The following is a 25,152-nucleotide window of genomic DNA, read 5'->3' on the forward strand; positions in this document are numbered from 1 at the left end:
GGCGGCGTGGGGTGCTGCTAGTGCGCGGTCAGGTCGAAGCCGATGTACTCGGCGGCATCCTCGGGACTGGCGAACAGGATGGTCTTGTCGTCGAGGTGGACCATCCGGCCGTAGTGGGTGGAGCTGATCTCCTCGAACACCGACCCGTCGAACTCCGAGCCGAGCGCGTCGGTCAGCTCGGCGTAGTCGAAGTCGAGCAGGCCGACGCCGTCGACCCGGATCATCGACGGGTACTCGGTCAGCTCGACGCCGTCCTTGGCGCCCATCACGTTCGCGACCACCCGGCCGACCGGCGTGTTCATCAGGGTCACGCCGCACTTGTTCGAGAACGCGGTCTCGGATCCGAACTGCATCGTCACTGGTCCAGCTCCTTCGGAATGTCGAGCCCGAGCTCGTCGAGCAGCGAACGGAACTTCTGCTTGGCCGCGTCGAAGCTGGCCGCGAACGTGACCGCCTTGTCGGCCGGCTGCGACCAGATCGGCTGCAGCGCCTGCGCGGCGGCGAGGCAGCGCGGCACCCACGTCGCCATCCATTCCCCGAACAGCACCTTGTTGGTCTCGCCGTATTGCTCGTCGCGGGTCAGCAACCGGAACAGGTTGCGGGTGTAGGCGAGATCGCGGTCGTAGTCGTGCTCACCGGTGCCGACGATGGTCGGGGTGATGTAGTCCCCGTTGCGGGCGGCGATCTGCATCACCAGCTCGCTCCGGAACAGCGATCCGACCAGCTGCTCGAAGACGACGTTGGTGGCGAACAGCAGCTCGCACCAGTCGCCGACGGCGGTCAGCCGCTCGACCACCTCGCGGGTCGGCTGCCACTCGGGCGCGTCCTTCCAGACCTCCTTGTGCGCCGAGCCGTCGAACTGTACGTCGGCCTCGGACAGATCGAGGTTGAACAGCGCGAGGTCCTGGGCGAACCGCATCTTGTGCGCCGCGTTCACCGCGACCGCGGTGTTGATCATGTTCGTCGGGCCGGACCGCTGGACCGCCGTGAAGACGTGCAGGCCGAGACCGTTCTCGGCGTGCATCCAGGCGCCGAGGTTGCGCTCGATGAACTTCAGCCAGGCCACGTTCCAGCCGTCGTACGCCCGGGCCCGCTTGGCGTTCTGCAGGCACAGGTCGACCTGGCGGACGACCGCCGAGTTGTTCCGGTAGATCGTCTGGTCCCATTCCTCGTTCGGGTCGAGGAACGCGTGCCAGTTGGACGACTTCGCCGCCGTCCACTCCTTCGGGTAGCCGCCGGGGCCGTCGCCGAAGCCGTAGATCCAGCCCTGGCTCAGGTGCCGGTCGGGATCCGGCTGGACGTCGACGGTGACGTCCTCGTACATCGTCGCCCGCAGCTTGGCCGGCTTGTAGTAGTTGTAGGTCCGGCTCTTGGAGCTCGGGAACTCCAGCGCCCCGGCCTCCGAGTCGGTGAACTCGATCCGCGGGAAACTGCGTTGCTTCGTTTGCGCCATCTCAGACTCCATCGGTAGTCGCTGGGCTGGTGAACTTGTCGTAGAAGACCTGGTCCTTCGGTACGGCGTGTGTCTCGAGCAGGGCGAGTGCGGCGTCGACCATCGGCGGCGGACCACACAGGTAGGCCTCGCATCGGCCGAGGTGTGCTTCCCGGCGCTCGACCACGTCGGTGACGTTGCCCGCCTCAACCTCGATGCCGTCGGCCCCTTCCACCGACTCCGACAGGCACGCGATGAACTCGAAGTCGGTGAGGGCCGCTCCGAGATCCCGGATGCTGTCGAGGTAGAAGAGGTCGGCCGCCGTCCGGGCGCCGTAGTAGAACCGGACCGGCCGGGTGCTGCCGGTCTCGCTGAGGTGCCGCAGGAGCGACAGGATGGGCGCCATCCCCGCTCCCCCGCCGATGCAGACCACCGGCAGCACGTGCCCGTCCTTGAGCGTGAAGGATCCGTACGGGCCGGTCAGGGCCAACTCGTCACCGACGGCCAGGCCGTCGTCGAGCAGACCGGAGAACCGGCCGCCCGGGTACTTCTTGATCAGGAACTCGAGCCCGTCCGGCGCCGACGGGGTCGTCGCCATCGAGAACGACCGGTGCTCGTCGGTCCCCGGGATGGTGAGATCGGCGTACTGCCCCGGTTTGAACTCGAACGGCTCGGCCGGCTTCAGTCGCAGCGAGACGATGTCCCGGGTCACCGGCTGGATCGCCGCCACCCGGGTGGTGACGGTGCGGATCGGGACGCCGCCGAGCAGCTCGTCCTCGTCGAAGTTGAGCAACTCGATCGTGCAGTCGCTGAACGCGTGCGACTTGCAGAGCAGGACATAGCCCTCCGCGACCTCGGCGTCGTTGCAGGCGAAGGTCGAGTAGCGCTCCATCTGGATCTCGCCGTCGAGTACGTACGACTTGCACGCCGAGCACTGCCCTTCGCGACAGCCGTGCATCAGGTGGATGCCCTGCCGGAACGCCGCGTCGAGGATCTTCTCGTCCTCGCCGACCTCCATCTCGATGCCGACCGGCTCGAACTGAATGCGGTGAATGTCGGCCACCAGGCCCTCCTCAGGCGATGGGTGGTAGCGGCTGGTGGCGACGCTCATCCCCGCGGCGCCACCAGCCGGTTCGGTGGGGTCGGGCTCAGGCGACCTTGGTGCCGTTCGCCCGGTAGGCCGCGACGTGCGCCTCGCGCTCGGCGTCGGACATCTGGTTCAGCAGCACGTTCGGGCTGTTGAACGTGTTGCCGCGGACGTCGTCGAGGGTCCACATCTTCTTCGGGTCGTCCAGGTCCAGGTGCGGCTGGCCGATCAGGGTCTTGCCGTCGTCCCGGACATACCCGAGGTCCTGGACGATGTCGGCCAGGTCCTTGCCGTGGTGCAGCGTCTCCCACTCGCGGAAGCCGGTCAGCCGGCCCATGTTCGGTGTCGGGCGACCGTCGTACTCACTGCGGAACGCGACCGCGTCCGTCCAGTAGCAGGTCTCCGAGCAGTACGTCCGCCACTGGTCGTCGACCTTCTCGACCACCATGTCCTCACGGATAAGGGCCGGCACCATACAGGTCCAGCACCGGTGCGGGTACTGGTAGCCGACGTCCTCGAACGCGATCGGCTTGTTCCGGCCCGGGTAGGCGAGGCGGTTGTAGTTCTCCCACCACTTGCCGTACTTCGAGTACCAGCCGGGGTACTTGTCCTCGAACCACTCGAAGTCCTTGTCGGTCATCGCGTCGATCCGCCAGTAGTTCACCGGCCAGCCGGTCGCGAAGAACCGCGCCACCTCGTGCACGTAGCCCTTGTCCACGATCCGCTTCCAGGCCTCCTCCACCAGGTCGTGCGGGATGGTGAGCCCGTACTTCTCCAGCGGCAGCAGGTAGCTGCGGTAGTAGTCGTCGTAGATCCAGCGGCGCCACATCTCCGCATAGCTCTCACGGTCCTTGCGACGGTCCTTGGTGCCGTACTCGATGAACGTGCCGATGGCCGCGTCCACGACACAGTGGTTGTTCCACCAGGCGTAGCGCAGGTCGCGCTCGAGCAGCGGCCGGTTGCGTTCGTCGGCCAGCGCCATCAGCAGGATCGAATAGCCGTTGCTGATGTGCCGCGACTCGTCGGACTGGACCGAGTGGAAGACCGTCGGCAGCAGGTAGTCGCCGTTGGCCGCGGCCTCGTCCGGCATCGCCACGAACAGCGTGTTCGTGAAGGCGGTCTCGGCCACCACGGTCAGGTAGATGTTCGCGGCGGTGATCGCGTCACCGGTGATGAACCCCTCACCGAACTGCCGGCCGATGGTGCCCGCGTAGTTGTTCGCGAACGCCTTCTCGGTCATGTCGAACCCGGCCGGGTCGATGTAGTTGTTCATGTACAGCTTCTTCAGGTTCATCTGGATCGTCGAGTGCCGGACCTCGTCGATCATCTGCACCGCGAGCCCGTTGTGGATCTCCGGGTTCGGGACGGCGTCGATCGCCATCGGCATCGCCCGGGCCGCGGAGATCTCCGGGAACGGGATGATGCTGAGGAACAGCTTCTGCCACTCCAGCCAGCGCTGCTGGACCTGGCGGAACATGTTTCCCCGGATGGCACCGTCCATGGCGCCGTACACCCGGTTGTCCTTCTCCTCCTCCATCGGGAAGTAGGACCGCATGATCTGCTTCAGCGGGTCCTTCTTCGGCGCCTTCTCAAAGGTGTAGTCGGTGCCGAACCGGGTCGCCGGCGTCGCGAAGGTGGGCTCCCACGACAGCTCGGTGATCTTGGCATGCGCCTTGGTGAGACTCTGCCTGCTCAATGTCTGCCTCCAGGGTCGGGAACCGGCCGTCTGCCGGCTCCAGCGGTACGGCGGGACTGGTTGGACAGATGAAAGCCGTACGGGTCCCCGGTTGCTGTCTCAATGTGAGACGGCGGTCACAGGCTTGCGAAGTACCGTTGATCGTGTTCCGCTGTCGAAGGGTTCGCCGAGCGGATGGGAGCGTGTATGGGCACCGACCTGCCGGTCCGGAACTCGATCCGGATGTCGTGGCAACGCTCTCAGGCGTCTCTGGTCGACACCGACCAGCCGGCCCCGGCGTACTTCGACGGGATCGACTTCGACACCACTCTGACCAGGGCCGCCCGGCCGGTCATCGACGCGTTGTCGTCGGAGCTCACCGACGAGCCGGTGTGCATCATCCTGACCGACGCCAAGGGGATCGTGCTGGACCGCCGGGGCGGCGATCGGTCGCTGATCCGGCGCCTCGACTCGGTCGACCTGGCGCCCGGCTTCCGGTACGCCGAGTCCGAGGTCGGAACCAACGGCATCGGTACAGCGCTGGAGGTCGGCGGCCCCATCCTGGTGCTCGGTGATGAGCACTACACCGGCGTCCTGCGCACCTTCGCCTGCGCGGGAGCGCCGATCACGCATCCGGTCACCGGCGCCCTGCTCGGCATCCTCGACATCACCACCCAGGCCCGGAACTCGAACGCCATCCTGTTGTCGTTCGCCAAGCTGGCGGCCCGGCGGATCCAGCAGCGGATCGTCGAGGAGGCGAACGCTCTGGACCAGGCGCTCCTGAGCGACTACTACGCGGTCTGCCGGCACACCGGCGGCTCGGTGATCGCCCTCGGTGACGAGGTCTTCATGATCAACGCGCACGCTCAGCAGCATTTCGACTCCGCCGATCAGGCCGCGCTGATCGATCGGACCCGGGACGCCCGGGGCGGGACCAAACCGCTCACGTTCATCGCCGACCTGCCGAGCGGGATCAGCGCGCGGCTCGCGTACCAGCCGACGTTCCTCGGCGACACCCTGGCCGGCGGCGTCATCCAGATCAGGGAACAACGATCGGCGCCGCGGGCTGGGACTCGCGTACCCGCCGTACCGGGGATGGCCGGGACCAGTGCAGTGTGGCGGCATACGACCCATGAGGTGCTGGATGCCTGCGGCCGGGCCGAATGGCTCGTCGCCGAGGGTGAGCCGGGCTCGGGCAAGCTCACGTTGCTGCACGCCGTGCACGACTACTGCTCACCGACGCGGCGGCTGGCGGTCCTCGACGCCGGTGATCACGAGCTTCTCACCGCCGCGACCAGCGAGCTCGAGTCCGGCGCGGACCTGATCATCCGGCACGCGCACCTGCTGTCCGGTGACGTCATCCACGGTTTGGCGGACCTGCTGCAGGCCGCCCGGGACGGCTCGATCGGCCAGGATGCCTGGGTCGCGTTCACGATGGTTCCGGGACAGCCCGACGATGACGCTCTCGGGACCCAACTGCTCAGCTTCTTCCCGCGGACGGTCGCCGTACCGCCGTTGCGGCATCACCTCGAGGACGTCCCGGCCCTCGTCCGGCATCTGCTGGGCCGGGCCGGTGTCACCGGCGTGACGCTGTCCACCGCGGCGCTCAACCAGCTGATGCGACTCCCCTGGTCGGGCAACGTCACCCATCTGCGGACGGTCCTCACCGACGTGGCCCGGCGGCGCCGGTCCGGAGTCGTGGAGCTGGAGGATCTTCCCGCCGAGTGCCACGCGACCACGCGCCGGCACCTGACCCGGATGGAAGCCCTCGAGCGCGACGCCATCGTCGGCGCCCTGGCCGCCCACAACGGCGACAAGACCGCGGCCGCCGGCGCCCTCGGCATGTCCCGCGCCACCATCTACCGCAAGATCCGCGACTACGCCATCCTCAGCTGACCCCTTTCGGTCCAGGCATGCAACCGTGGGGCTGACCGAACCCGTTGTACTGGTATATATCTGTACGGCGGGGTGGGGGGAGGACTGTTGTCGTCGTCGCGGGGAGGCACGCGGGCGAGGAACACCGTCGGGCTGGCTGTGGTCTGCCTGGTGGTGTGTGCCGTTGCGTTCGCCGGCGCGGTCACCGTGCTGATGCCGAGCGCGCGGGATCGCAGTGTTGCCGCGACTGTGCCTGGTTCGGTCTCGCCGAGCCCGAGCGTGGTGACCCCATCCACCACGATGCCGACGCCGAGTACATCCGCCTCGAAGCCGGTGGCGCGGACCGGGACGTATCAGTGTTCCGGGTTCAGCGGGATCGACGCGAAGGTCCCCTTGCCCGCGCTGCTGCGGGACACGTTTGCCTGGGGTGACGATCCGCCGTACCGGGTCGGCGACGGCTCCGGCGACATCCGGTGGCGGTCGGATCCGTACAGCAAGCCGAGTTGGTACATGTGGCTGCACTCGCTGCGCTGGCTCGGACAGGGCATCGTGGCCGGCGGGAAGGGCAACCGCCCGGCGTTGACGCACGTGATGTCGATCATCCAGGACTGGGTCCGGGACAACCCGTATTCGTGGAAAGGCGACATCGGTGCGTGGGAGTCGACGATGCACCGCACCAACGTGCTGATCTGTGCCCGTCAAGCCGTGCTGTCGGGTCTGCGGGTCCGCCAACTCCCAGCGCAGTACGCGTGGCTCGACCAGGCGCTGCTCGATCACGCGAGGTTCATGGTCGAGAACTTCGGCGGGCCGTCCAACCACGGCACGGACGAGAGCATCGCGCTGTTCGGAGTCGGCTGCACTCTCGGCCGCGGTGAGTTGAAGGACCTCGCCGTACAGCGGCTGACCGAAGCCATCACCACCGCGATCGACCCGCAGGGCTCGACGAACGAGCAGTCGGTCGGGTACGCGATGTTCAACTACCAACTGTGGGGCCGGGCGACCACCGCACTGCAGCGCTGCGGCGCGAATCCGGGTCCTGTCATCGACGAACGACGCCGCGCGCTGGCGGAATGGCTCGCCCTCGCCACCACGTCCACCGGCCAACTCCCCCAGGTCGGCGACGCGATCCGCCAGAAGCCCGACGTCGTCCACGGAACATCCTTGGAGTACGCCGCCACCCTCGGGCGGAAGGGGAAAGTGCCGCCCCGGCGAACCGCGGTGTTCGACGCCGGCTACATCTTCGGCCGGACCGGATGGGGCGAGGACAGGCCGTTCGTCGGCGAATCGTCGTACAGCATCAGGTTCGGTCCAGGACGCCGGTACCACGGTCACGAGGACCACACCTCGATCACCTACACCTCGCACGGCCGGGACATCCTGATCGACCCGGGCCACTCCGGATACAAGGAAGACGAGTGGCAGGCCTGGACCAAGAGTCAACTGGCGCACAACGTGATGAGCATCCCGGCCGGCAAAGCCACCGGAGCGGAGACGCGGCTGGTCAGCGCGGCCATCGCACCGACCTCCGAGTACTACTCCCTCGCCGACACACCGGTCGAGGGAGTGGAGCGGACCCGGGACGTCCTGGTCCTCAAGGATCCCGACCTCATCATCACCTTGGACCGCGGACAGTCGGCCACCGCGCAACGGTACGAGACGCTGTGGCACCTACCAGCCGACCAGAAGGTGACGGTGCAGTCGGCAACCACCGCGGTCGCCGCCAAACCCGGCGACGCCACCAAGACCCACCTGCTCCAGATCCCTTACCGGCAAGAGCTTCCCGCCGACGCCACCACCGTGGAGCAAGGCAAAGCCAACCCGGTCCAAGGCTGGTACTACCCCACCATCTTCGACCGCCAACCGGCCCCGGTCGTCAAGTTCAACCGCACCGCCCCCACCGCCACCATCCTCTCCGCCGTCATCCCCACCACCTCGACCGAACACGTCACCTACACCACCCGAACCCAGGCCGGCATGTTCTTCATCGACCTCACCATCGGCACCCAAAAAACCACCATCCGCCTCACCGAAAACGGCCGCCTAACCCGAATCCGCTGAGGGTTGCGACCGTGTCAGCTACCCACCCGCGGACCGGACAAGGCCCCACCCCAACCACGCCGGCGCTTGCCGGCCGGCTGCCGTACCGGCGAACCGCCCGGGGGTGGGCCAACCCACGAGAAGGTGGGTTAGCCAACCAGAACCCGGTAGGCGAACCCACACTCTGGTGAGCTGACCCAGCCCGAGTCACGCCGACCGATCTGACAGACTCCTGGCATGGCTGAAGCCGCAGGAGTGGTGAATCGTTCCGGGCCTGGCGACGACACGGACTTCGAGGCGGTCATCGCCGGGTCGAGCGAGAACGTGCAGTTGCTGGCCCGCGCCGTACGCGGGCTCGTGTACGACGTCCTGCCCGGGACCGTCGAGGTGGTCTGGAAGAAGCAGGGCTCCGTCGGCTGGGGTACCGGGCCGAAGAAGTTCACCGAGCAGTTCGCCTACCTGATGCCGTTCAAGAACCACGTCACCCTCGGCTTCTACCGCGGTGGCGAACTCGCCGACCCCGATGGCCTTCTCCCCACGTCCAGTGGTCGCCAGGTCAGTGGCACTCTCAGCATGCGCAGCCTCAAGATCACCACCCCCGACGACGTACGCCGGCCGGCCCTACGCGACCTCATCGCGGCCGCGATCCGCACCGTCAGCTGAGCGCGACCTCTTCCAGGCGGAGGGCCAGTAGCTCCTTCATCGGGATGGACTCGCCGTCGCGCGCACCTTGGCCGACGATCAGGGGCGGGTCGGAGGGGAGAATCCGGACGCCGAGGAGGCGGGCTCTGGCGCTGGCCGGGGTGGCGAGGATGTAGAAGTTGCCGTCCGAGTCGGTGCCCAGTGATCGGTTGCGGCGGAGGTACCAGCCGATGACGTTGGTCCGGTAGCTCGCGCCCGATCCCATGACGGGTGCCCGCAGCGGCTGGGGCTCGATGCCTTGCGCCTTCAGCTTCTGAACGAACTCAGCCAGCATCGCGCGGGCCTGTGCCGTCTCGGCGGCCTTGCGCTGTTCGAGCGCAGCCGCATGCGCGGCCGACGCCTCCCGCCGCTTCTCGCGCCAACTCAGCTCGCCTTCCACGCTCCCACCCTAGATCACCTCAACCACGCGGCCGTCTGGGCGGCAAGCAGCGCCTTCAGGTCACCGAGCGCGAGGTTGTAGTCCACGACATGCAGCCCGAGCGATGACGAGCCTTCAGGCAGGAAGTCGCCGCCGGTGATCTGCAGCCAACTCGAGTTGCCGCCCGCTTGTTCGACGTACCGGCACTGCCCTGTCAGCGACGTGAGCGACTCCCGCGGAGGCCGTCATGCCTGCTCCAGGGTGCGCTTGAGTACGGCGAGGTTCGCGGCGACTGCGGATTTGATCCGCAGCGTGGCGACGGGTGCCACCAGTTTCAGGTGACGTGGTGGCTGCAGGTCGACGGTGTTGGTGAGAAAGGTGGCGCCTTCCTCTGCGCGGAGTGTGTAGGTGACCTGCGCGGGAAGGGAGTTCAGCGAACCACGGATGGTGAGCCTGTGATCGGGCTCGAACTCGATGATCTCCAGTTGTTCCTCAGTGTGAACAGGAATCGTGCGGGTCTGCAGGTAGCGCGAGCCGACGTCGACCGGACCGGCGGTGATCTTGCGGGTCGCGCCGATCGCGTAGTTCCACCGCGGCAGGTTCTCGAGGTCGGCCAGATAGGCGAACACCTGCGAGAGCGGACGGTCGATGGTGATCGTGTTGGTGAACTTCATCGGGAGCTCTCCAGCAAGCGTCGTACGGCGGTCGGATCGTGGGCCGGGAGGACGATCAGACCGGACAGTCGGTCGGTGAGGGCGACGACCTGGTCGGTCGTCCTGGCGAGCTCGTCGCGGTCGCCGACACCGGGAAGCTGCCGGCGTTCGAGTAGTGCGGCCTCGTAGGTGAGGTCGCCGACCAGCAGGAGCGGCGGCAGGGTGCGTCGCCGTACGAGGAGCGAGACCGAGCCGGGCGTGTGACCGGGTGTCGGGAGCAGGACGAGCGAGCCGTCGCCCATGAGGTCGAGTGACTCGGTGAACGGTGCCAGCGCGGGGTCCGTGGTGCGGTCGAAGGTCACGTGCTTCCACCGCGTGCCGGGTACGTCGATGTGCGCGCGCAGGAAACCGCGGGACTCGGGCGAGAAGCCCTTCAGCTGCGCCCATTCCGCCGGGGTGATCAGCAGGTCGGCGCCCCTGAGCTGGCGGATCCCGCCGATGTGGTCCTGGTGCAGGTGGGAGATGACCGCGGTGTCGACGTCGCCGGCGCCGTACCCGAGGGTGCCCAGCTGGGCGTCGAGGGTCTCGTCCTCGCCGATGTGGAACTTGGCCAGCCGGTCATAGACGATTCCGGGGAGCCCGCCGGGGAAGTACGAGTCGTCGGTGACCGAGGCACGGTCCTGGCCGGTGTCGAAGAGGACCAGCCCGTTCGCGTGTTCGATGACATAGACATTGATCGGCCGGGGAGGCAACCAGCGGCGGGAGGTGAGCAGCCACCAGTAGAGCGGCTTCCTCGAGCCGAAGGCGTGTTCGGGGTGGATCTCGACTCTGCCGGTACTGATGACCGACACGGCCTTGACCGGGTCTGCGGTTCCGCCGCGGGCCTGCGACGTGGTCGCTGCGGTGGACATGTGCGCTCCTCGAATGCTTGTGCGGCCCGAGGGATTCGGGCCCGAGGGCTTCAGTCTTGGCCTGCGGTCGCGGGGTGTCTGTGACTTTTGTGGGGGGCTCGAGTGACCGGGGTCACGCCTCGGCGGCCGGGTTCCAGCATTGGTCGTGGAGTCCGGTCGGGTCGAGGATCCGGACGCTGTCGGGCGAGGTCGCGACCAGGTGTGCGAGGCGGAAGTCTCGTAGTACTCGGGCCACCACCTCGCGGACGGATCCGACGGCGTCGGCGAGCTCCTGCTGGGTTACGCGGGCGACGAGATCGTCTTGGGGGCCCTGCTGAGCAGAGGCCAGGTCCAGCAGGTGGCCGGCGACTCGCTGTCGCACTGTGCCGAAGGCGTTGATCGCGGTCTGCTGCAGGCTCTCGTACAGCAGGCGGCCCACCTCCTCGGCCATCGTCCACGCGACACGACTGTCGGAGCGCGCCTCGGCAGTCAACATCGCGGCGTCGAACCGAAACACGGTCGAAGGGGCCAGCGTCTGGACGCTGACGTCCGCCGGCCCTCCGACGAGGGTGGCGATGCCGAGTACGCCGCGGCCGCGAACGTAGCGAACCGTCACCTGCCGACCCTCGGGCGACGACATGTAGACCCGGATCAGTCCATGGACAACCAGCAACGCCCGAGGTGACGAACCCTCCCGATAGATCGTGCTGCCCGCCGGGTAATCGATCCGATCACCGCCCGCGAGCAACCGACCGGTCAGCTCGGACGACAACCCCCCAAGACAGCTACCGGCCACAGCTGCCACGACATCTGCATCCGCCACCGGCCCAGCATCTCCCATGCCGGCAGTCGTGGCCTGGCTGGCGTGAGGGTGTGATGGCGGTCACACTCGGGGGATGGGAGAGCTTGAGGGTGTTGATGCCGGGAAGGTTCATGCGCAGTTGCTGGCGACCGAGCACTGGAGTTTGCTGGCGACGCGGAGCATGACGTGGCAGGAGATCTTCAGCCGGACCGGGACGTATTTGACGGTGCTCTCGGCGTGCGTTGTCGCGCTCTCGCTGGTGGCCAACGCGACCGGGTTCGGGCCAGGCTTCCGGACGTTTGCGTTGCTGGTGTTGCCGGTTGCTCTGCTGGTCGGGTTCGGGACGTTCTTCCGGCTGGTCGAGGCCGATATCGAGGACACCTGGCTGATCATCGGCATGAATCGGCTGCGGCACGCCTATGTCGAGCTCGCACCGGAACTCGAGCCGTACTTCATCGCGAGCCATCACGACGACCCGCCCGGAATCTGGACGACGTACAGCTTCCGCCGCCGGATCGGGGTGACGCACTGGATGTCCGGATCACCCGTCGTCGTCGGCATCATCAACGCCGTCGTCACCGGCGTACTGGCTGCCTTTGTCTGCGAGGCCGCCGGGGCTGGGGACACGCTGCGCACGGTCGTCGCCGCCACCACCGCGGTCGCGACCGCGATCGTGCTCGGGTTCCTCGGCCTCCACGCGGTGCACAAGGTTTCCCGCAGCTACGAACCGCGCTTCCCCAGTTGACGAAGGACGATAGTCGGTGGTTTGAAGAGGCCGGAGCTGACCGTATCTGCGGCGTGGTCGAGCACGGGCCCTTCGGCACCCGCCGCGGCCCGCTTCACGTTCTGCCCGGTCAGCCGCGACGACGCGATCAGCACCTCGCGCGGCCCGGTCCCCGGCGGTACCCGGATCGTCCCGTTGCTCACGGCAACTTCGTCGTACGACGTGGGCACACCGGCCGATCCCTCACCCACGAACGCCGCGATCACGTCGTCCCCGGGCCAGGCCTCGACCACTGGTACGTCGTACCCTTCGGCACCGATCTCGCGGCGGTCCCAGCTCAGCCGACGGGCGGCCAACTCCGGTCCGATGTGGCCGCCGCCGAACGACCAGCCGCTGCCCAGGGTCAGATCGAACCGCAGCCCCAGCTCTCGTGCGGTCCGGGCCGCGAACCCGACGTCCTGCAGGAACTTGTCGGAACCGAACGGCGCGTCGACCGAGCTCATCGGATAGACGAACGCGACCTCGACCCCACCCAACCCAGCCGCAGCCATCACCTTCAACTGCCGCTCGAGCTCCCGCCGATCCACCGACGGCCCGAACCACCACCACCGCATCATCGCCCGCCCCTCGGCAGGCGGTACCCGAAACCCCCGTCGTACGTCGTCCACCGTCGGCACAGCCCGACCTCCGCAGTCTCGGTCCCCCCACCCCATCCCGACCCCCACCCCAAGGTCAACGCCCCTGACCACTACCGGTCACCAGCGAGCGAGCACCTCGCCAGCAACGTCATCAACACCACGCCCAGCCGTGCCGACCGAGAAGTCACTCACATCCTGAGCAACAAGCTGAGCGGACAACTCAGCCGCCCGCGCGACGAGCTGCTCCAAGTCGTCGCCGCCCTCTCGCCCACGATCTTCGATGCGCTGCGCGAGTACGTCGTCCGAGGCGTCAAGCCGGCAGATCACCACCGGGCCACCCGTCGCCTCCTCCAACTGAAGCCGCTCACCCGAGTTCTCCACCACGCCCGCGATGATGAGCCGCCGGCTGCCGACGGCTCGGTAGTTCGACCACACCACCGCCAAGTTGGCCGCCTTCAGCCGCGACTGGTGCGGGTCGTCGTCCGGAGCCGGCCAGGCGGCGCCGAGGAGGTCGAGGTCGACGAACGCAGGGTTCTGCCCGAGGTCGGTGCAGCGGGTGAAGACTCGCCAGCCGATGGTGGTCTTGCCGACCCCGGGCGGGCCGGACAGCACGAGAGCAGGCGTCATCCGGCCGATGGTAGCTACCGCAGTGGGGTTACTCGACGAGTTTTCCTTCTGTGGTGATGTCGTCGCGCATGAGCTTGCGGAGGTCTTCGGGGATCGGGGGGATCGGCTCGTGTTCGACTGCGCCTGGGCCCGACCACACCAGGTTGACCTGGAGGGACTCGTCGAGGTCGGGGTAGTCGGAGCGGTTGTGGCAGCCTCGGGTTTCGCGGCGTTCGAGGGCCGCGTCGAGGGTTGCCCGCGCGGCCAGCGCCGAGGACTTCAGGTCGAACGCGTGCGCCAGGTCCTGGAATCCGGCGATGTCGGGGTGGACGCCCATCTGCGCCATCCGCTCCTCGATCTCCGCGAGCTCGGCGATGCCGGCCAGCAAACCGGCCTCGTCGCGGACCACACCCGCCCGGTTCGTCATCGTGTCGCGGAGCGCACGCTGCAAAGCCCGCACGTTCTCCTCACCGTCATTCGCCAGCAGCGCGTCCACCTCCGCCCGCGCCTCGGCGACCGCCTCCACCGACCGTTCCTGCGACTGCCGGCCGATCGAGTACTTCGCCGCCTCCTCCGCCACGATCCGGCCGAACACGAGCAGCTCGATCAGCGAGTTGCCGCCCAGCCGGTTCGCGCCATGCAAACCACTGGCCGCCTCCCCGATCGCATACAGCCCCTCGACATCGGTCCCGTGGTCCTCGGGGCGCACCCACACTCCACCCATCGAGTAGTGCGCGGTCGGTGCAATCTCGATCGGCTGCTTGGTGATGTCGAGCATCTGGAGTTCGAGCAGCGTCTGGTAGACCCGCGGCAGCCGGCGCATGATCGTCTCCCGCGGGAGGTGCGACACGTCCAGCCAGACCCCGCCGTTCGGCGTACCGCGGCCTTCCTTGATCTCCGTGTACGCCGCCAACGCGACCCGGTCCCTGGTCGACAGCTCCATCCGCTCGGCGTCGTACCGGGCCATGAACCGCTCCCCCAGCGCGTTCCGCAGCTGACCGCCTTCGCCGCGGGCCGCTTCGGACACCAGGGTCCCGGCCGCGTTCTCGGGTTCGATCAGGCCGGACGGGTGGAACTGGACCAGCTCCGGGTCACGGATCCGGCCGCCGGCCAGCACCGCCAGCCGGAACGAGTCGCCGGTGTTCTCGTCCCGCCGGGACGACGTACGACGCCAGATCCGGGTATGACCGCCTGCGGCCAGGATCACCGCGTCGGCGTGGATGACATAGCGCCGCCCGGTGGTCAGGTCGAACCCGTACGCGCCGAACACGGTGTTGTCCCGGACCAGGAGGCGCGTCACGTAGACCGTGTCCAGGATCGGGACGCCCAACTGGACCGCGCGGTTGATCAGCGTCCGCTGGATCTCCAACCCGGTGTAGTCGCCCGCAAACGCCGTACGGCGATAGGTGTGAGCGCCGAAGAATCGCTGCGAGATCCGCCCGTCCGCCTCCCGGGCGAACGGCATCCCGTAGCGCTCGAGATCCTCGATGCCCCGCGCCGCGCCCTCGGTGACGATGCGGACCGTGTCCGGATTCGCGAGCAGGTAGCTCTCCTGCAGGGTGTCGGCGGCGTGCTGCTGCCAGCTGTCGTCGGGGTCCATCGTGGCGAGTGCGGCGTTGATCCCGCCGGCGGCCAGCGAGGTGTGCGCGTCCGAGCGAGGTCGTTTGCCCAGAGCAAGCACCTCGACCCCCTGCTCGGCCAGTTCGATCGCGGCCCGCAGCCCCCCTCCACCGGTTCCGATCACCAGGACGGAGGTGGCGATCTGCTGCTCGGTGGTCTTCATCAAGTCTCCTTTGACTCGTCGCGTGGTCTCACCCCTAGGACAACGCAGCGCACCCTTCTGTGACTGTCACTCCGGTCACAACCCACCTGTCTGTCACGTCTCACTGGCCTGCTGCCGCAGCGTCTGCGTGGTAGGCCAGGTCGTAGTGGCGCAGGCGGTAGAGGTTCAGGTGCCGGCCGTGGTACTGGTTCGTCTCGCCGATCAGCTCCATCCCGATCCGCTTGGCGGTACCGGCCGCACGGGCATTCGTCGGGCTGACCAGGGCGAACAGTTCTTCGACATCGGCATGGTGCATCGACCAGTCGGCCAGAGCCGCTCCTGCCTCTGCCGCGTAGCCGTGTCCCCACGCCGTACGGGCGAGCTGCCAGCCGATCTCCAGGTCTTCCCAGGGCTCCAACCGAAGCAGAGCCACTCCGCCGATCACGCGGTGGGTGTCGCGCGACTCGACCGCCCAGTGACTCGCCGGTCCCACGTCCTGCGCCTTCCAGCGGTGCAGTACGTCGCGCATCGACAGCACGTTCGGCACCCAGGTCATCGCCGGGGTGAGCCACCGGGTCACGTGCTCGTCACCGTAGATCACCAACGCGTCCGAGGCGTCGGTGTCACGCCAGGGCCTGATCAGCAGTCGCTCGGTCTCGATAGTCGGCTTCATCCGATCCTCCGCGGCTGGGGACTGACACCGGCTATGACCGGGTGGCCCCGGCTTCTGTGACACCTGTCGGCGGCCACGGGGCCGTGGTGAGACCACGGATCCGACTACGGACTTCCAGGGCGCGGCGACCACGATCCGGCGGCGACGGTGGGGAGTGTCACCCGGGGGATCGATCAGAGGAGCAGAACCATGAGCACGCACACCTTGGATCACGCTGCCTCGGTCTTCGTCGTCGTCCGTCCACGCCTGTTCGGGATCGCGTACCGGATCGTCGGCAACGCGCCCGAGGCGGAGGACATCGTCCAGGACGTGTGGCTTCGCTGGCAGCGCACCGACCGGACCGTCGTCGTCGACCCCGCGGCCTTCCTCGCCACCACGACCACCCGGCTGTCCATCAACCTCGTCCGGTGCGCCCGGCGCCGGCACGAGGTGTACCTCGGCTCCTGGCTACCTGAGCAGAACGCCGTCGACGCCACGGACCCGGAGCTCCAGGCCGAACGGGACGAGGGCATCGACCTCGCCGCCCGGATGCTGCTGGAACGGCTGTCCCCCGCCGAACGGGCTACCTACGTACTGCGCGAAGGCTTCGACTACCCGTATCGGCAGATCGCCGAGATGCTGCGGATCGGGGCGCCCAACGCGAGGCAGCTCGTGAAGCGAGCCCGGGACCGGCTGTCCTCCGACCGCTGCCGTCCGTACAGCCCCGCCGCACACAGCCGGCTCGTACACGCCTTGGTCTCGGCCTCGCGGGCCGGCGAACTCGCCGATCTCGAGGAGTTCCTGACCGCGGAGCTGGCAGAACAGGCTGCCTGACGCGCCCCAAACTGCTATCGCCGCTCGGCGTCCCGGCTCTAGCCTCTGATGTTGTGACAAATGCGGCGGACGAGCTTCGCGGCCGGCGTGCGGAATCCGCGCAGCTGGACAGCCTGGTGACAGGCGTTCGCTCCGGCCAGGGCCAGGTCCTGATCGTCCGCGGTGAGGCCGGGATCGGGAAGTCCGCGCTGCTCGACTACCTGGCCGGACAGGCCGAGGGGTGCCGGGTCGCCCGGGCGGCGGGGGTCGAGTCCGAGATGGAGCTCCCGTTCGCCGGTCTGCACCAGTTGTGCGCTCCGATGCTGGATCTGGCCGAACACCTGCCGCCACCGCAGCGTACGGCGCTCGCCGTCGCCTTCGGCCTGGAATTCGGCGGCCCGCCGGACCGGTTCCTGGTCGGCGCGGCGGTCCTGACACTGCTGTCGGAGGTGGCCGATCGCGAGCCGCTGCTGTGTGTCGTCGACGATGCGCAATGGCTGGATCAGGCCTCGGCACAGGCGCTGACCTTCGTCGGACGACGACTGTTCGCCGACCGGATCGGGGTCGTGTTCGGCGTCCGCGATCCGGTCACCGCGCCCGAGTGGCGAGGCTTCCCGGAGTTGGTGGTCGGCGGCCTGGCGAACGAGGACGCCGGTGCCTTGCTCGATGCCGTCGTACCTGGGCGGCTCGACGAACGCATCCGGGATCGGATCGTGGCGGAGACCCGGGGCAATCCGCTGGCGTTGCTCGAGCTTCCGCGGGGCCTGACCGCGGCGGAGCTCGCCGGTGGGTTCGAGCGGCCGGACGCGCGTCCGCTGGCGAGCCAGATCGAGCAGAACTTCGCGCAACGGGTGCAGTTGCTGCCGCCGGAGACACAGCAGTTGCTGCTGACCGCCGCGGCCGAGCCGACCGGCGACGTACAACTGCTGCTCCGCGCGCTGAATGTCCTGGATCTCCCGGCGAGTGCCGCCGGTCCAGCCGAAGCAGCCGGCCTGGTCGAACTCGGTACTGCCCGCGTCCGGTTCCGGCATCCGCTGGTGCGGTCGGCGACGTACCGGGCGGCTGTCTCGGCGGACCGCCGTGCGGTGCACCAAGCCATCGCCGAGGCGATCGATCCGAGCCTCGATCCCGACCGCCGCGCGTGGCACCGCGCACAGGCGGCCGACAAGCCCGATGAAGAGGTGGCGGGTGAGCTGATCGCCTCCGCCGACCGGGCCCAGCGTCGCGGCGGTCTCGCGGCCATGGCCGCGTTCCTACGGCGGGCGACCGAGCTGACCCCGGACCCGGCGACACGCGCGAGCCGTGCCCTGGCCGCTGCCCAGGCCACGCTCCAGTCCGGCGCTTTCGACACGGCCCAGAAACTGCTCATCACGGCCGAGGAGTCTGCCGACGAGCTACAACTGGCCACGGTCAACCTCTTCCGGGCGCAGATCACGTTCGCGTCCGGCCACGGCGCGGCCGCCGCCCCACTACTCCTGGACGCCGCCCGCCGGCTCGAACCGCTCGACGTCGAGCTTGCCCGCGACACCTATCTCGACGCGTTCACCGCAGCGATGTTCGCCGGGGTCCTCGCGACGGGTTCCCCGCGGACCGACGTGGCCCGGGCTGTGCGCGCGGCACCGCAGCCCAAGGCACAGCGCAAACACGATCTGCTGCTCGAGACCTGGGCTGTCTCGGTCAACGACGGGTATCCGGCGGCGGTGCCACTGGCCCGGGCGGCGATCGAAGCGTTCGCGGACCAGGCCCGGGCAGACCCGAGCGATCTGCGCTGGTTGTGGCTGGCGACCCGTACCTCCGTCGATCTCTGGGACTACGACCACTGGGACGTGCTCACCGACCGGCACGTGCGTCTCGCGCGGGAACTCGGTGACCTCACCCAACTCCCGCTCGTCCTCAACTCCCGGCTCACCATGCACCTGTTCGGCGGTGACTTCGCGGCGGCCGCGTCGCTGCTCGGCGAGATCAAGACCATCGTCGACGCGACCGGAATCGGGCTCGCGCCGTACGGCGCCATCGGCCTGGCCGTGATGCGCGGACGGCTGGACGACGCCGCTCCCCTGATCGCCACGACCCTGAACGACGTGATCGCCCGGGGCGAGGGCGGCGGATTCGTGTTCACCCACTGGGCCAACGCCGTACTCATGAACAGCCTCGCCAGGTATCCGGAGGCCCTGGCCGCGGCTCAGGCGGCCAGCGCCGATCCGGAGGTTCTCGGTGTCGCCAACTGGGCCTTGCCCGAGCTCGTCGAGTCGGCGGTACGGTCCGGCCAGCACGAACTGGCGACCGGTGCCCTCGACCGCCTCGCCGAACTGACCCAAGCCAGCGGCACGGACTGGGGACTCGGCTTACTCGCCCGAACCCGAGCCCTACTCACAACCGGCCCGAAGGCGGAGTCCGGCTATCAGGAGGCCATCGAGCGACTCGGCCGGACCCGCGTCCGGATGGACCTGGCCCGCGCCCACCTCCTGTACGGCGAATGGCTCCGGCGAGCGGGTCGACGCCAAGACGCCCGAACCCAACTGCGGACGGCGTACGACGTCTTCGACACAGCCGGCTCCGACGCCTTCGCCGACCGCGCCCGCCGCGAACTCGCCGCCACCGGCGAAGCCGTCGACGAACGAGCCAGCCGCGCCTTCGACACCCTCACCGCCCAGGAAGCCCACATCGCCGAACTCGCCGGAGCCGGACTGACCAACGCCCAGATCGGCGCCCAGATGTTCCTCAGCCAGCACACCGTCGAATGGCACCTCCGCAAGGTCTTCACCAAACTCGGCATCACCTCCCGCCGCCAACTCCGCCCCGATCCCAGCTGATCGGTGCTGCGGTGGTGCGACTCGTGGTTGTCGGGTGCTGCGAGAAGGCGACTGTGGTGGCGCGGCTCCGGGCTGCTTGATGGTGCTAGTCGTGGTGGTGTGCGTCAAGGGCGCCTTCGGCGTCCCTTCGGGAGCTTCGCCCCTTGACCCACACCACCACGACCAGGGAAGGACGCAGCTATCCCGGAGCTGCTCACCCGAGTGGTCACGGTTCTGGGGTGAACACGGTGGGCGGGCCTGGATCCGGGGGATTTGGTGGCAATCGGCTGACCTTGAACACCCGGCGGGGACCTCGGACATCTGACCAGGTGTCCGAGGTCCCCACCCGGTGTACGAGGTCCGGGGATCCGCCCGGCTTGACCAGCATCCGGCCGGTTCGGTCCGGATCCCGAGACCACACCCCCCCAAACCACGCCACCGGCGGGACCTGAGACAACAAACCGGCAGCGGAGACACGAAATATCAAGTCCCAGCCAGCCGTTTCCTGTCCCAGGTCCCGGCCACTGGCCGCAATCTGTCCGCATAACGGACCCGAGAGCCCAGCACCGACACCGGGCCACCGAATCCCCTCGTTACCCCCGTCTCGGGCAGCACCCGATGCAGATCCACCAAACCGCCAAACACCACACCGACCCACCGCATCCACGTCAGACACGCGACCACTCGGGTGAGCAGCTCCGGGATAGCTGCGCCCTCCTGGTCGGGGTGGTGGGAGTCAAGTGTCGAAGATCCCGAAGGGACGCCGAAGGCGCACTTGACGCCCGCCGCACCGACTAGCACCATCACGCAGCCCGGAGCCGCGACACCACAGTCGCCTTCTCGCAGCACCCGGCACCGCAGTCGCCCTTATTTCCGCGACCCCGCCATCGCTCTGCTGAACTAACGCGGCCAGCCCGGGTAGAAGTAGCCGGGACCCCAGAACGGTGGGGTGTCGTAGTAGCCGTAGACGTCTTCGAGGTAGTGGCGTTCGGGTACGACGTCCGGGTCGTAGACCGGAGCACCGGCCACCCGGTCGCGATCGGTGGAGATGTGGACGTTGTCCGCGTCGACCTTGGTGATGGCGTCGACCGGGATGAGCCGTTTCTTCTCGCCGAGCCCGAGGAAACCGCCCGAGCCGACCTCCATGAACCGCACCCGGCGTTCGTCCTCGTCGATCAGCAGTCCGTCGACCTTGCCGACCTCGTCACCGCTGCGGTCCAGCACAGTGCGACCACGCAGATCGTCAGCGGGATCGGCCAGAGTCAGGCCGACATCGTCCAGTCGGACCAGAGTGTGAGTGAGCTCGTTCATCGGTCCTCCCTTTCTGAGTGCTACCGGCCGGTGACGCCGTGTGCGAGCGGGCGCATCGGCCGGCGGCACCGGTCCGGTACCCAGCGCAACCAGGGTTATGCCGGTGGTGTGTAGGCGGCCGTGTACGCGGCGGCGTCCCAGGGCGAGAAGTCGTCGGGCAGCGACTCGGGTTCGACCCAGTCGCCTCCGGTCGCCGCGGAGTGGGCCAGGGCCAGCAGCATCAGCTCGGGCTCGACACTCAGGTACGGCGGCTTGTGTTGCCCGAAGTGGGCAGCCAGGAACGGTTTGTAGACACCGACCGGGTCGGGCCGCAGGTGCTCGACTGAGGAGGCGGTGGCAACGGTGGCGAAGTACGGATAGCCGTCCTGGATGTCGACCAGCACCTCGGCACCACTCTGATGCCGGAGAAGCCCACGCCGGCTCGACTCGTCGAGCGCCCGCGCGGCCGTGAAGCCCGGTCCGAGCAGCGCCTCGGCGAACGACACCGCGTGGACGCCGTAGTAGAACGGGTGCCCAGCGCAACCAACCAGTACCAGAGCGGCCGTCTCACCCCGCTCTCGCCAGGTGATTGCCTCCGGCAGGCAACGGAACGACGATCCACCACCGACCGGCTGCCCGGCGGCTGCGCGGGCGGCCAGATCCCGCAGATCGCCAGCCCGCCCTGCGAGCGGCTTGTCGAGCAGCACTGCCATCCCCGCATCCAGGAGCGTGCACGCCTGCTCGTACCGCTGATCCCAGTCGCACCCCAGCAAGACCGCGACATCGGCCGGCAGCTCCTCCAGGCTCGTCGCCACGGCAGGAATCCCGTGCCGCTTGGCGAACTCACCGGCGTACGACGGCGGCCGGACAGCCCCTGAGTCGAGTACGGCGGTGATCTCCAGACCGAGCTCGCGCAGCAACGGCACGAAGGCCCCCGGATGCGAGGTGTCGAGCTCGACGAGTGCGATGCGACCAGGCATGAGCGCCAGTGTTCCGGACCGGACCGGAAGCCGTCGAGCCCGCCCTCTACGGCGAGGGTTCTTGCAGCAACCTGCCCAAATCGCGAAACTGAGCCGGTGATGGAGGGGAGCCGGAGATGGTGACGACGATTGGTGTCGTTGGGCCATCGGACCTCGTCACCTCCACCAGCCGGATCGTTTCGGCTCTGCGCGGTGTCGAGGTCGTGCCGCTGCGCTACCGGCGCGAGACCGATACCCCACGGGTGATGGCCGAGGCGCCCCCGAGTGTCGACGCGTGGCTGTTCACCGGCGTGGTGCCGTACCAGATCGCCGCCGCACACGAACTGCTCGACCGACCGGCCGCCTACGTGGCGTACACCGGCGCGACGTTGATGCGGGCTCTCGTCCAGTTGCTCCGCGAAGGCCGGGACGTCACCTCGATGAGCATCGACGTACTGGACGAGGCGCAGGTCCGGGAAACGCTCGAAGAGGTCGGCCTGCCGACAGCCGGCGTGCAGGTTCTCCCGTACCGTCGCGGTCTGGGCGCTGACGACGTGATCGCGTTCCATCGCGAGGCCGGCGCGACGGTCGCGGTGACCTGTCTGCGGTCGGCGTACGAGAAACTCCGGACCGAGCAGACCACCATCCGGTTGGCTCCGTCGGTCCACTCGGTCCGTGCCGCGGTGAACAGTTTGCTGCTCGTTCATGACGCTTTGCGCAGTGACGATGCGCAGATCGCCCTCGGTTTGGTCGAGATCGCCGCGGAAGGTGAGCAGGCGCTCCGGCGCGAGGCCGGTTCGCTCGGCGGGAGTGTCCTCCGGTACGACGACAAGCGGTATCTGGTCGTGACCACGCGCGGACCGCTCGAACAGGCGACCGCTTCGTTCACTGAGCTCGGCATGCTGTCCAGGCTCAAGGAGCAGTTCGGACCGGTCCGAATCGGGTTCGGCATCGGCGGCTCGGGGATCGAGACGGAGGCGCTCGCCCGGCGCGCGCTCGGCCGTGCGAAGACGGCCGGGCGGACCGCGGCCGTGGTCTCGCTGCGCAACGACATCGACCTCGTCCTGGTCGGCGGCGCGGCTCCACGCGCGCAGCAGCGGACAAAACTGCAGGTGCTTGCGCAGCGGGCCGGGTTGTCGAAGGCAACGCTGGAACGGCTGCAGGAACTCGTGCACGCGGCGCCGGAAGGGCTGACCACGCGCACTGTTGCCGATCACCTCGGCATCCAGCCACGGACCGCCCGCCGGGTCCTGAACCGGCTGGAGCGGGCCGGTCTCGCCGACGCCACCGGCACCCAGATCGGCTCCGGCAGCGGCCGCCCGCTGGTCGTGTACCGCGTCCACCTCTGACGCTTTTCCACAGCCCTTTTCCTGATCTGTTGACGTCCCGATTCGGCCACGCGTACTCTGCCGGGTAATTTCAGCCATGACCGTAAAACCGGCCGCGATGTCCCGGGAGGCCTTGTGGACAAGCGATTTGCGCGGAAACTGATCGGCATGCTCGTCATTTGCGCAGCACTCGTGAGCGTTTCCGTCATGCCCAGCGCGGCCGCCGCCAGCGCGGTGACCGTGGACAGTCTCGGTCCGGCGTCGGCCGTCACCTCGACCAGCGTCGCCGAGCAGGTCGGCGACCGGATCTGGACCGTCACCTCCGGCGTCTCCCCGATCCAGGTCGGCGCCTTCGATCCGGTCACCCGCACCGTCGACCGCAAACTCACGCTGCCGACCGGCGCCGGCGCCTGGGCGATGACCCACGTCGGCACCGAGCTGTACGTCGGCCTCTACACCCCAGGAGACCTCTATCGGATCGACACGGTGTCGGGCTCGGCCACCAAGGTCGCCCGTTTCGGGTCGTTCATCTGGTCGATCGCCGCCACCCCCGACGGCAAGATCGTCGCCGGCACCTATCCGGACGGCGCCGTCCATGAGTACGACCCTGCCTCCGGCGCCACCAAGACGTACGGCGCGGCCGTCGCCGGCGAGCAGTACGTGCGCAGCATCGCCGCCGACGCGACCACGATCTACGCCGGTGTCGGCACCAAGGCTCACCTGATCGCCATCGACCGCGCCACCGGCGAACGGCGTGACGTGCTTCCGGCCGCCTACGCCGACCGCACCTTTGTCGCCACCCTCAGCTTGTCCGGGACGACACTCGCGGCGGGCCTCTCCCCCACCGGGACGATGCTCGTGTTCGACACCACCGACCTGAGCAATCCGGTCGAGGTGCAGACACCAGGTGGCGACCAGTACGTCACGGCCATCACCATCAACGCCGGTGACATCTACCTCGGCACCCGACCGTCCGGCACCCTCTACCGGTACGCCGGGTCCACGCTCGAACGGCTCGGTTCGCCGTACGACGGGGCGTACTTCAACCGGATCTTCGTCGACGGGTCGACGATCCGGGCCGAGCTGACCAGCCAGGTCGTCGAGTTCGACCCGGCCAGCGGCACGTTCAGCGGCACCGATCTCGGCACGGCCGGTCTGCCACCGGCTCCGGAACAGGCGATGGGGATCGCTGCCACCGCGACCTCGGTGCTTGTCAGCGGCAAGGCTGGCATCCAGGTGCACGACCTGGCTAGCGGAACCAACACGCGCACCTTCCTGCCGGGCGAGGCCAAGACCCTGACCCCGGTCGGGGGTGACGTCTACCTCGGCGTCTACACGCTCGCCCGGCTGTGGTCGATGAAACCGGACGGCACCGGCTTGCACGAGTTCGGCCGGATCGGCAACGAACAGACCCGCCCGACCGACGAGGCGTACGACGCCCGCTCGCGGACCTGGCTGATCTCCACCGAGCCCGACTACGGCAAGTACGACGGCACGCTGACCGAGCAGCACCTGGATACCGGCGAGCTCGAGGTGCACCGAGGCGTCGTACCGCAGCAATCGGTCCGATCGGTCACCACGCAGGACGGCATCGCGTACCTGGGTGGCGCGACCCGGAACAGCCTCGGCACCGATCCGATCTTGCCCGAGGCAACGGTCGTCGCCTTCGACCTGCGCCGCAACCGCACGCTCTGGGAGGTCGCGCCGCTGCCCGGGGCGCAGTTCTACGGCGATCTCGTGGTTTATCGCGGTCGCCTCTACGCGACGACCGACGACGGGCGGCTCGCCGTACTCGATCCGTCGAACGGCAAGGTGCTCTCGACGGTTGTCCTCGGCACGGGTCAGAACCGGCTGACGATCGCGCGCTCCGGGCTGTTCGGGACGGACAGCAAGCGGGTGTTCCAGGTCGTGCCGAGCCGCTCCGGTCCGCCGACGATCACCACGGTGGTCGACGGGCTGGGCGCCCAGATCTACAGCTATCCATTGATCACGACGTCGCACACCGGCGACGCCCTTTACACGATCAAGGGCCGCGACCTGGTCCGAATCGGCAATCTCCCCCGTGAGAACTGAGGCC

22 protein-coding genes are annotated in these 25,152 nt (G+C 68.3%); 8 read left to right on the top strand and 14 right to left on the bottom strand.

What is annotated here, in order from left to right:
- Positions 1-17: 17 nt before the first annotated feature.
- From mimD to V9K99_RS27245, 4 genes are all read right to left on the bottom strand, one after another.
- Complete coding sequence (mimD, locus tag V9K99_RS27230; protein WP_337324162.1) at positions 18-353, bottom strand: propane 2-monooxygenase effector subunit MimD; 336 nt, start codon at positions 351-353, stop codon at positions 18-20.
- Between the two features lie 2 nt (positions 354-355).
- Positions 356-1,453, bottom strand: coding sequence for an aromatic/alkene monooxygenase hydroxylase subunit beta (locus V9K99_RS27235; RefSeq protein ID WP_337323989.1), 1,098 nt, complete (start codon positions 1,451-1,453; stop codon positions 356-358).
- A 1-nt stretch (position 1,454) separates the two neighbouring features.
- Positions 1,455-2,495: a 2Fe-2S iron-sulfur cluster-binding protein gene (locus V9K99_RS27240; RefSeq protein WP_337323988.1), complete on the bottom strand. Its 1,041-nt coding sequence runs from the start codon at positions 2,493-2,495 to the stop codon at positions 1,455-1,457.
- An 85-nt stretch (positions 2,496-2,580) separates the two neighbouring features.
- Positions 2,581-4,215 (bottom strand): hypothetical protein, encoded by a 1,635-nt coding sequence (locus tag V9K99_RS27245; RefSeq protein WP_337323987.1) that lies wholly within the window; start codon positions 4,213-4,215, stop codon positions 2,581-2,583.
- Between the two features lie 186 nt (positions 4,216-4,401).
- Between V9K99_RS27245 and V9K99_RS27250 the strand changes: the two genes are divergently transcribed.
- The 3 genes from V9K99_RS27250 to V9K99_RS27260 all read left to right on the top strand — a co-directional run bounded on the left by V9K99_RS27250 (position 4,402) and on the right by V9K99_RS27260 (position 8,769).
- The gene (locus V9K99_RS27250; RefSeq protein WP_337323986.1) at positions 4,402-6,090 is read left to right on the top strand and encodes a sigma-54-dependent Fis family transcriptional regulator; all 1,689 of its coding nucleotides are present in this window, start codon (positions 4,402-4,404) and stop codon (positions 6,088-6,090) included.
- Positions 6,091-6,177: 87 nt separating this feature from the next.
- A complete protein-coding gene (locus tag V9K99_RS27255) occupies positions 6,178-8,127 on the top strand; it encodes a heparinase II/III domain-containing protein (RefSeq protein WP_337323985.1) in 1,950 nt (649 codons plus the stop codon).
- A 216-nt stretch (positions 8,128-8,343) separates the two neighbouring features.
- Entirely contained in the window at positions 8,344-8,769 is a 426-nt protein-coding gene (locus V9K99_RS27260) for a DUF1801 domain-containing protein (protein WP_337323984.1), read from the top strand.
- Here V9K99_RS27260 and V9K99_RS27265 read toward each other — a convergent pair.
- The 4 genes from V9K99_RS27265 to V9K99_RS27280 all read right to left on the bottom strand — a co-directional run bounded on the left by V9K99_RS27265 (position 8,762) and on the right by V9K99_RS27280 (position 11,532).
- The gene (locus V9K99_RS27265) at positions 8,762-9,187 is read right to left on the bottom strand and encodes a hypothetical protein (RefSeq protein WP_337323983.1); all 426 of its coding nucleotides are present in this window, start codon (positions 9,185-9,187) and stop codon (positions 8,762-8,764) included. The two genes, V9K99_RS27260 and V9K99_RS27265, sit on opposite strands and share 8 nt — an antisense overlap.
- Before the next feature lie 224 nt (positions 9,188-9,411).
- Positions 9,412-9,840: an SRPBCC family protein gene (locus V9K99_RS27270; RefSeq protein WP_337323982.1), complete on the bottom strand. Its 429-nt coding sequence runs from the start codon at positions 9,838-9,840 to the stop codon at positions 9,412-9,414.
- On the bottom strand, positions 9,837-10,730 hold the full coding sequence (locus V9K99_RS27275; protein WP_337323981.1) for an N-acyl homoserine lactonase family protein: 894 nt from the start codon (positions 10,728-10,730) through the stop codon (positions 9,837-9,839). Before V9K99_RS27275 ends, V9K99_RS27270 begins: the two co-directional genes overlap by 4 nt.
- Before the next feature lie 112 nt (positions 10,731-10,842).
- Entirely contained in the window at positions 10,843-11,532 is a 690-nt protein-coding gene (locus V9K99_RS27280) for a Crp/Fnr family transcriptional regulator (RefSeq protein ID WP_337323980.1), read from the bottom strand.
- A 73-nt stretch (positions 11,533-11,605) separates the two neighbouring features.
- Here V9K99_RS27280 and V9K99_RS27285 point away from each other — a divergent pair, with 73 nt between their 5' ends.
- On the top strand, positions 11,606-12,256 hold the full coding sequence (locus V9K99_RS27285; protein ID WP_337323979.1) for a hypothetical protein: 651 nt from the start codon (positions 11,606-11,608) through the stop codon (positions 12,254-12,256).
- On the opposite strand, the gene V9K99_RS27290 is transcribed toward V9K99_RS27285, so the two are convergent.
- The 4 genes from V9K99_RS27290 to V9K99_RS27305 form a co-directional block, all read right to left on the bottom strand.
- The gene (locus V9K99_RS27290) at positions 12,232-12,912 is read right to left on the bottom strand and encodes a glycosyl hydrolase (RefSeq protein WP_337323978.1); all 681 of its coding nucleotides are present in this window, start codon (positions 12,910-12,912) and stop codon (positions 12,232-12,234) included. The two genes, V9K99_RS27285 and V9K99_RS27290, sit on opposite strands and share 25 nt — an antisense overlap.
- A 78-nt stretch (positions 12,913-12,990) precedes the next feature.
- Positions 12,991-13,500 carry an AAA family ATPase gene (locus tag V9K99_RS27295; RefSeq protein ID WP_337323977.1) on the bottom strand — a complete coding sequence of 170 codons (510 nt, stop codon included), beginning with the start codon at positions 13,498-13,500 and terminating at the stop codon, positions 12,991-12,993.
- A 28-nt stretch (positions 13,501-13,528) separates the two neighbouring features.
- Positions 13,529-15,262 (bottom strand): L-aspartate oxidase, encoded by a 1,734-nt coding sequence (locus tag V9K99_RS27300; RefSeq protein ID WP_337323976.1) that lies wholly within the window; start codon positions 15,260-15,262, stop codon positions 13,529-13,531.
- 100 nt (positions 15,263-15,362) lie between these two features.
- A complete protein-coding gene (locus V9K99_RS27305) occupies positions 15,363-15,914 on the bottom strand; it encodes a GNAT family N-acetyltransferase (RefSeq protein WP_337323975.1) in 552 nt (183 codons plus the stop codon).
- A 189-nt stretch (positions 15,915-16,103) separates the two neighbouring features.
- On the opposite strand from V9K99_RS27305, the gene V9K99_RS27310 reads away from it, so the two are divergent.
- Together V9K99_RS27310 and V9K99_RS27315 are read left to right on the top strand one after the other, a co-directional pair.
- Positions 16,104-16,727 (top strand): sigma-70 family RNA polymerase sigma factor, encoded by a 624-nt coding sequence (locus tag V9K99_RS27310; protein ID WP_337323974.1) that lies wholly within the window; start codon positions 16,104-16,106, stop codon positions 16,725-16,727.
- Between the two features lie 53 nt (positions 16,728-16,780).
- Positions 16,781-19,519: a helix-turn-helix transcriptional regulator gene (locus V9K99_RS27315; protein ID WP_337323973.1), complete on the top strand. Its 2,739-nt coding sequence runs from the start codon at positions 16,781-16,783 to the stop codon at positions 19,517-19,519.
- A gap of 879 nt (positions 19,520-20,398) precedes the next feature.
- On the opposite strand, the gene V9K99_RS27320 is transcribed toward V9K99_RS27315, so the two are convergent.
- Both V9K99_RS27320 and V9K99_RS27325 read right to left on the bottom strand, forming a co-directional pair.
- Positions 20,399-20,809 carry a PRC-barrel domain-containing protein gene (locus V9K99_RS27320; protein WP_337006557.1) on the bottom strand — a complete coding sequence of 137 codons (411 nt, stop codon included), beginning with the start codon at positions 20,807-20,809 and terminating at the stop codon, positions 20,399-20,401.
- Between the two features lie 95 nt (positions 20,810-20,904).
- Positions 20,905-21,768 (bottom strand): Gfo/Idh/MocA family oxidoreductase, encoded by an 864-nt coding sequence (locus V9K99_RS27325; RefSeq protein ID WP_337006559.1) that lies wholly within the window; start codon positions 21,766-21,768, stop codon positions 20,905-20,907.
- A gap of 116 nt (positions 21,769-21,884) precedes the next feature.
- Between V9K99_RS27325 and V9K99_RS27330 the strand changes: the two genes are divergently transcribed.
- On the top strand, positions 21,885-23,096 hold the full coding sequence (locus V9K99_RS27330; RefSeq protein WP_337006561.1) for a helix-turn-helix domain-containing protein: 1,212 nt from the start codon (positions 21,885-21,887) through the stop codon (positions 23,094-23,096).
- 114 nt (positions 23,097-23,210) lie between these two features.
- Positions 23,211-25,148: an outer membrane protein assembly factor BamB family protein gene (locus V9K99_RS27335; protein ID WP_337006563.1), complete on the top strand. Its 1,938-nt coding sequence runs from the start codon at positions 23,211-23,213 to the stop codon at positions 25,146-25,148.
- Positions 25,149-25,152 lie beyond the last annotated feature (4 nt).

It is taken from the genome of Kribbella sp. CCNWLW201, assembly GCF_037203805.1.
Taxonomy (GTDB): Bacteria; Actinomycetota; Actinomycetes; order Propionibacteriales; family Kribbellaceae; genus Kribbella.

Coding starts and splice junctions, on each gene's coding strand:
- mimD (WP_337324162.1), bottom strand. CDS start 353: ATGCAGTTCGGATCCGAGACCGCGTTCTCGAACAAGTGCGGCGTGACC.
- V9K99_RS27235 (WP_337323989.1), bottom strand. CDS start 1,453: ATGGCGCAAACGAAGCAACGCAGTTTCCCGCGGATCGAGTTCACCGAC.
- V9K99_RS27250 (WP_337323986.1), top strand. CDS start 4,402: ATGGGCACCGACCTGCCGGTCCGGAACTCGATCCGGATGTCGTGGCAA.
- V9K99_RS27260 (WP_337323984.1), top strand. CDS start 8,344: ATGGCTGAAGCCGCAGGAGTGGTGAATCGTTCCGGGCCTGGCGACGAC.
- V9K99_RS27270 (WP_337323982.1), bottom strand. CDS start 9,840: ATGAAGTTCACCAACACGATCACCATCGACCGTCCGCTCTCGCAGGTG.
- V9K99_RS27275 (WP_337323981.1), bottom strand. CDS start 10,730: ATGTCCACCGCAGCGACCACGTCGCAGGCCCGCGGCGGAACCGCAGAC.
- V9K99_RS27285 (WP_337323979.1), top strand. CDS start 11,606: ATGGGAGAGCTTGAGGGTGTTGATGCCGGGAAGGTTCATGCGCAGTTG.
- V9K99_RS27295 (WP_337323977.1), bottom strand. CDS start 13,500: ATGACGCCTGCTCTCGTGCTGTCCGGCCCGCCCGGGGTCGGCAAGACC.
- V9K99_RS27300 (WP_337323976.1), bottom strand. CDS start 15,262: ATGAAGACCACCGAGCAGCAGATCGCCACCTCCGTCCTGGTGATCGGA.
- V9K99_RS27305 (WP_337323975.1), bottom strand. CDS start 15,914: ATGAAGCCGACTATCGAGACCGAGCGACTGCTGATCAGGCCCTGGCGT.
- V9K99_RS27310 (WP_337323974.1), top strand. CDS start 16,104: ATGAGCACGCACACCTTGGATCACGCTGCCTCGGTCTTCGTCGTCGTC.
- V9K99_RS27320 (WP_337006557.1), bottom strand. CDS start 20,809: ATGAACGAGCTCACTCACACTCTGGTCCGACTGGACGATGTCGGCCTG.
- V9K99_RS27325 (WP_337006559.1), bottom strand. CDS start 21,768: ATGCCTGGTCGCATCGCACTCGTCGAGCTCGACACCTCGCATCCGGGG.
- V9K99_RS27330 (WP_337006561.1), top strand. CDS start 21,885: ATGGTGACGACGATTGGTGTCGTTGGGCCATCGGACCTCGTCACCTCC.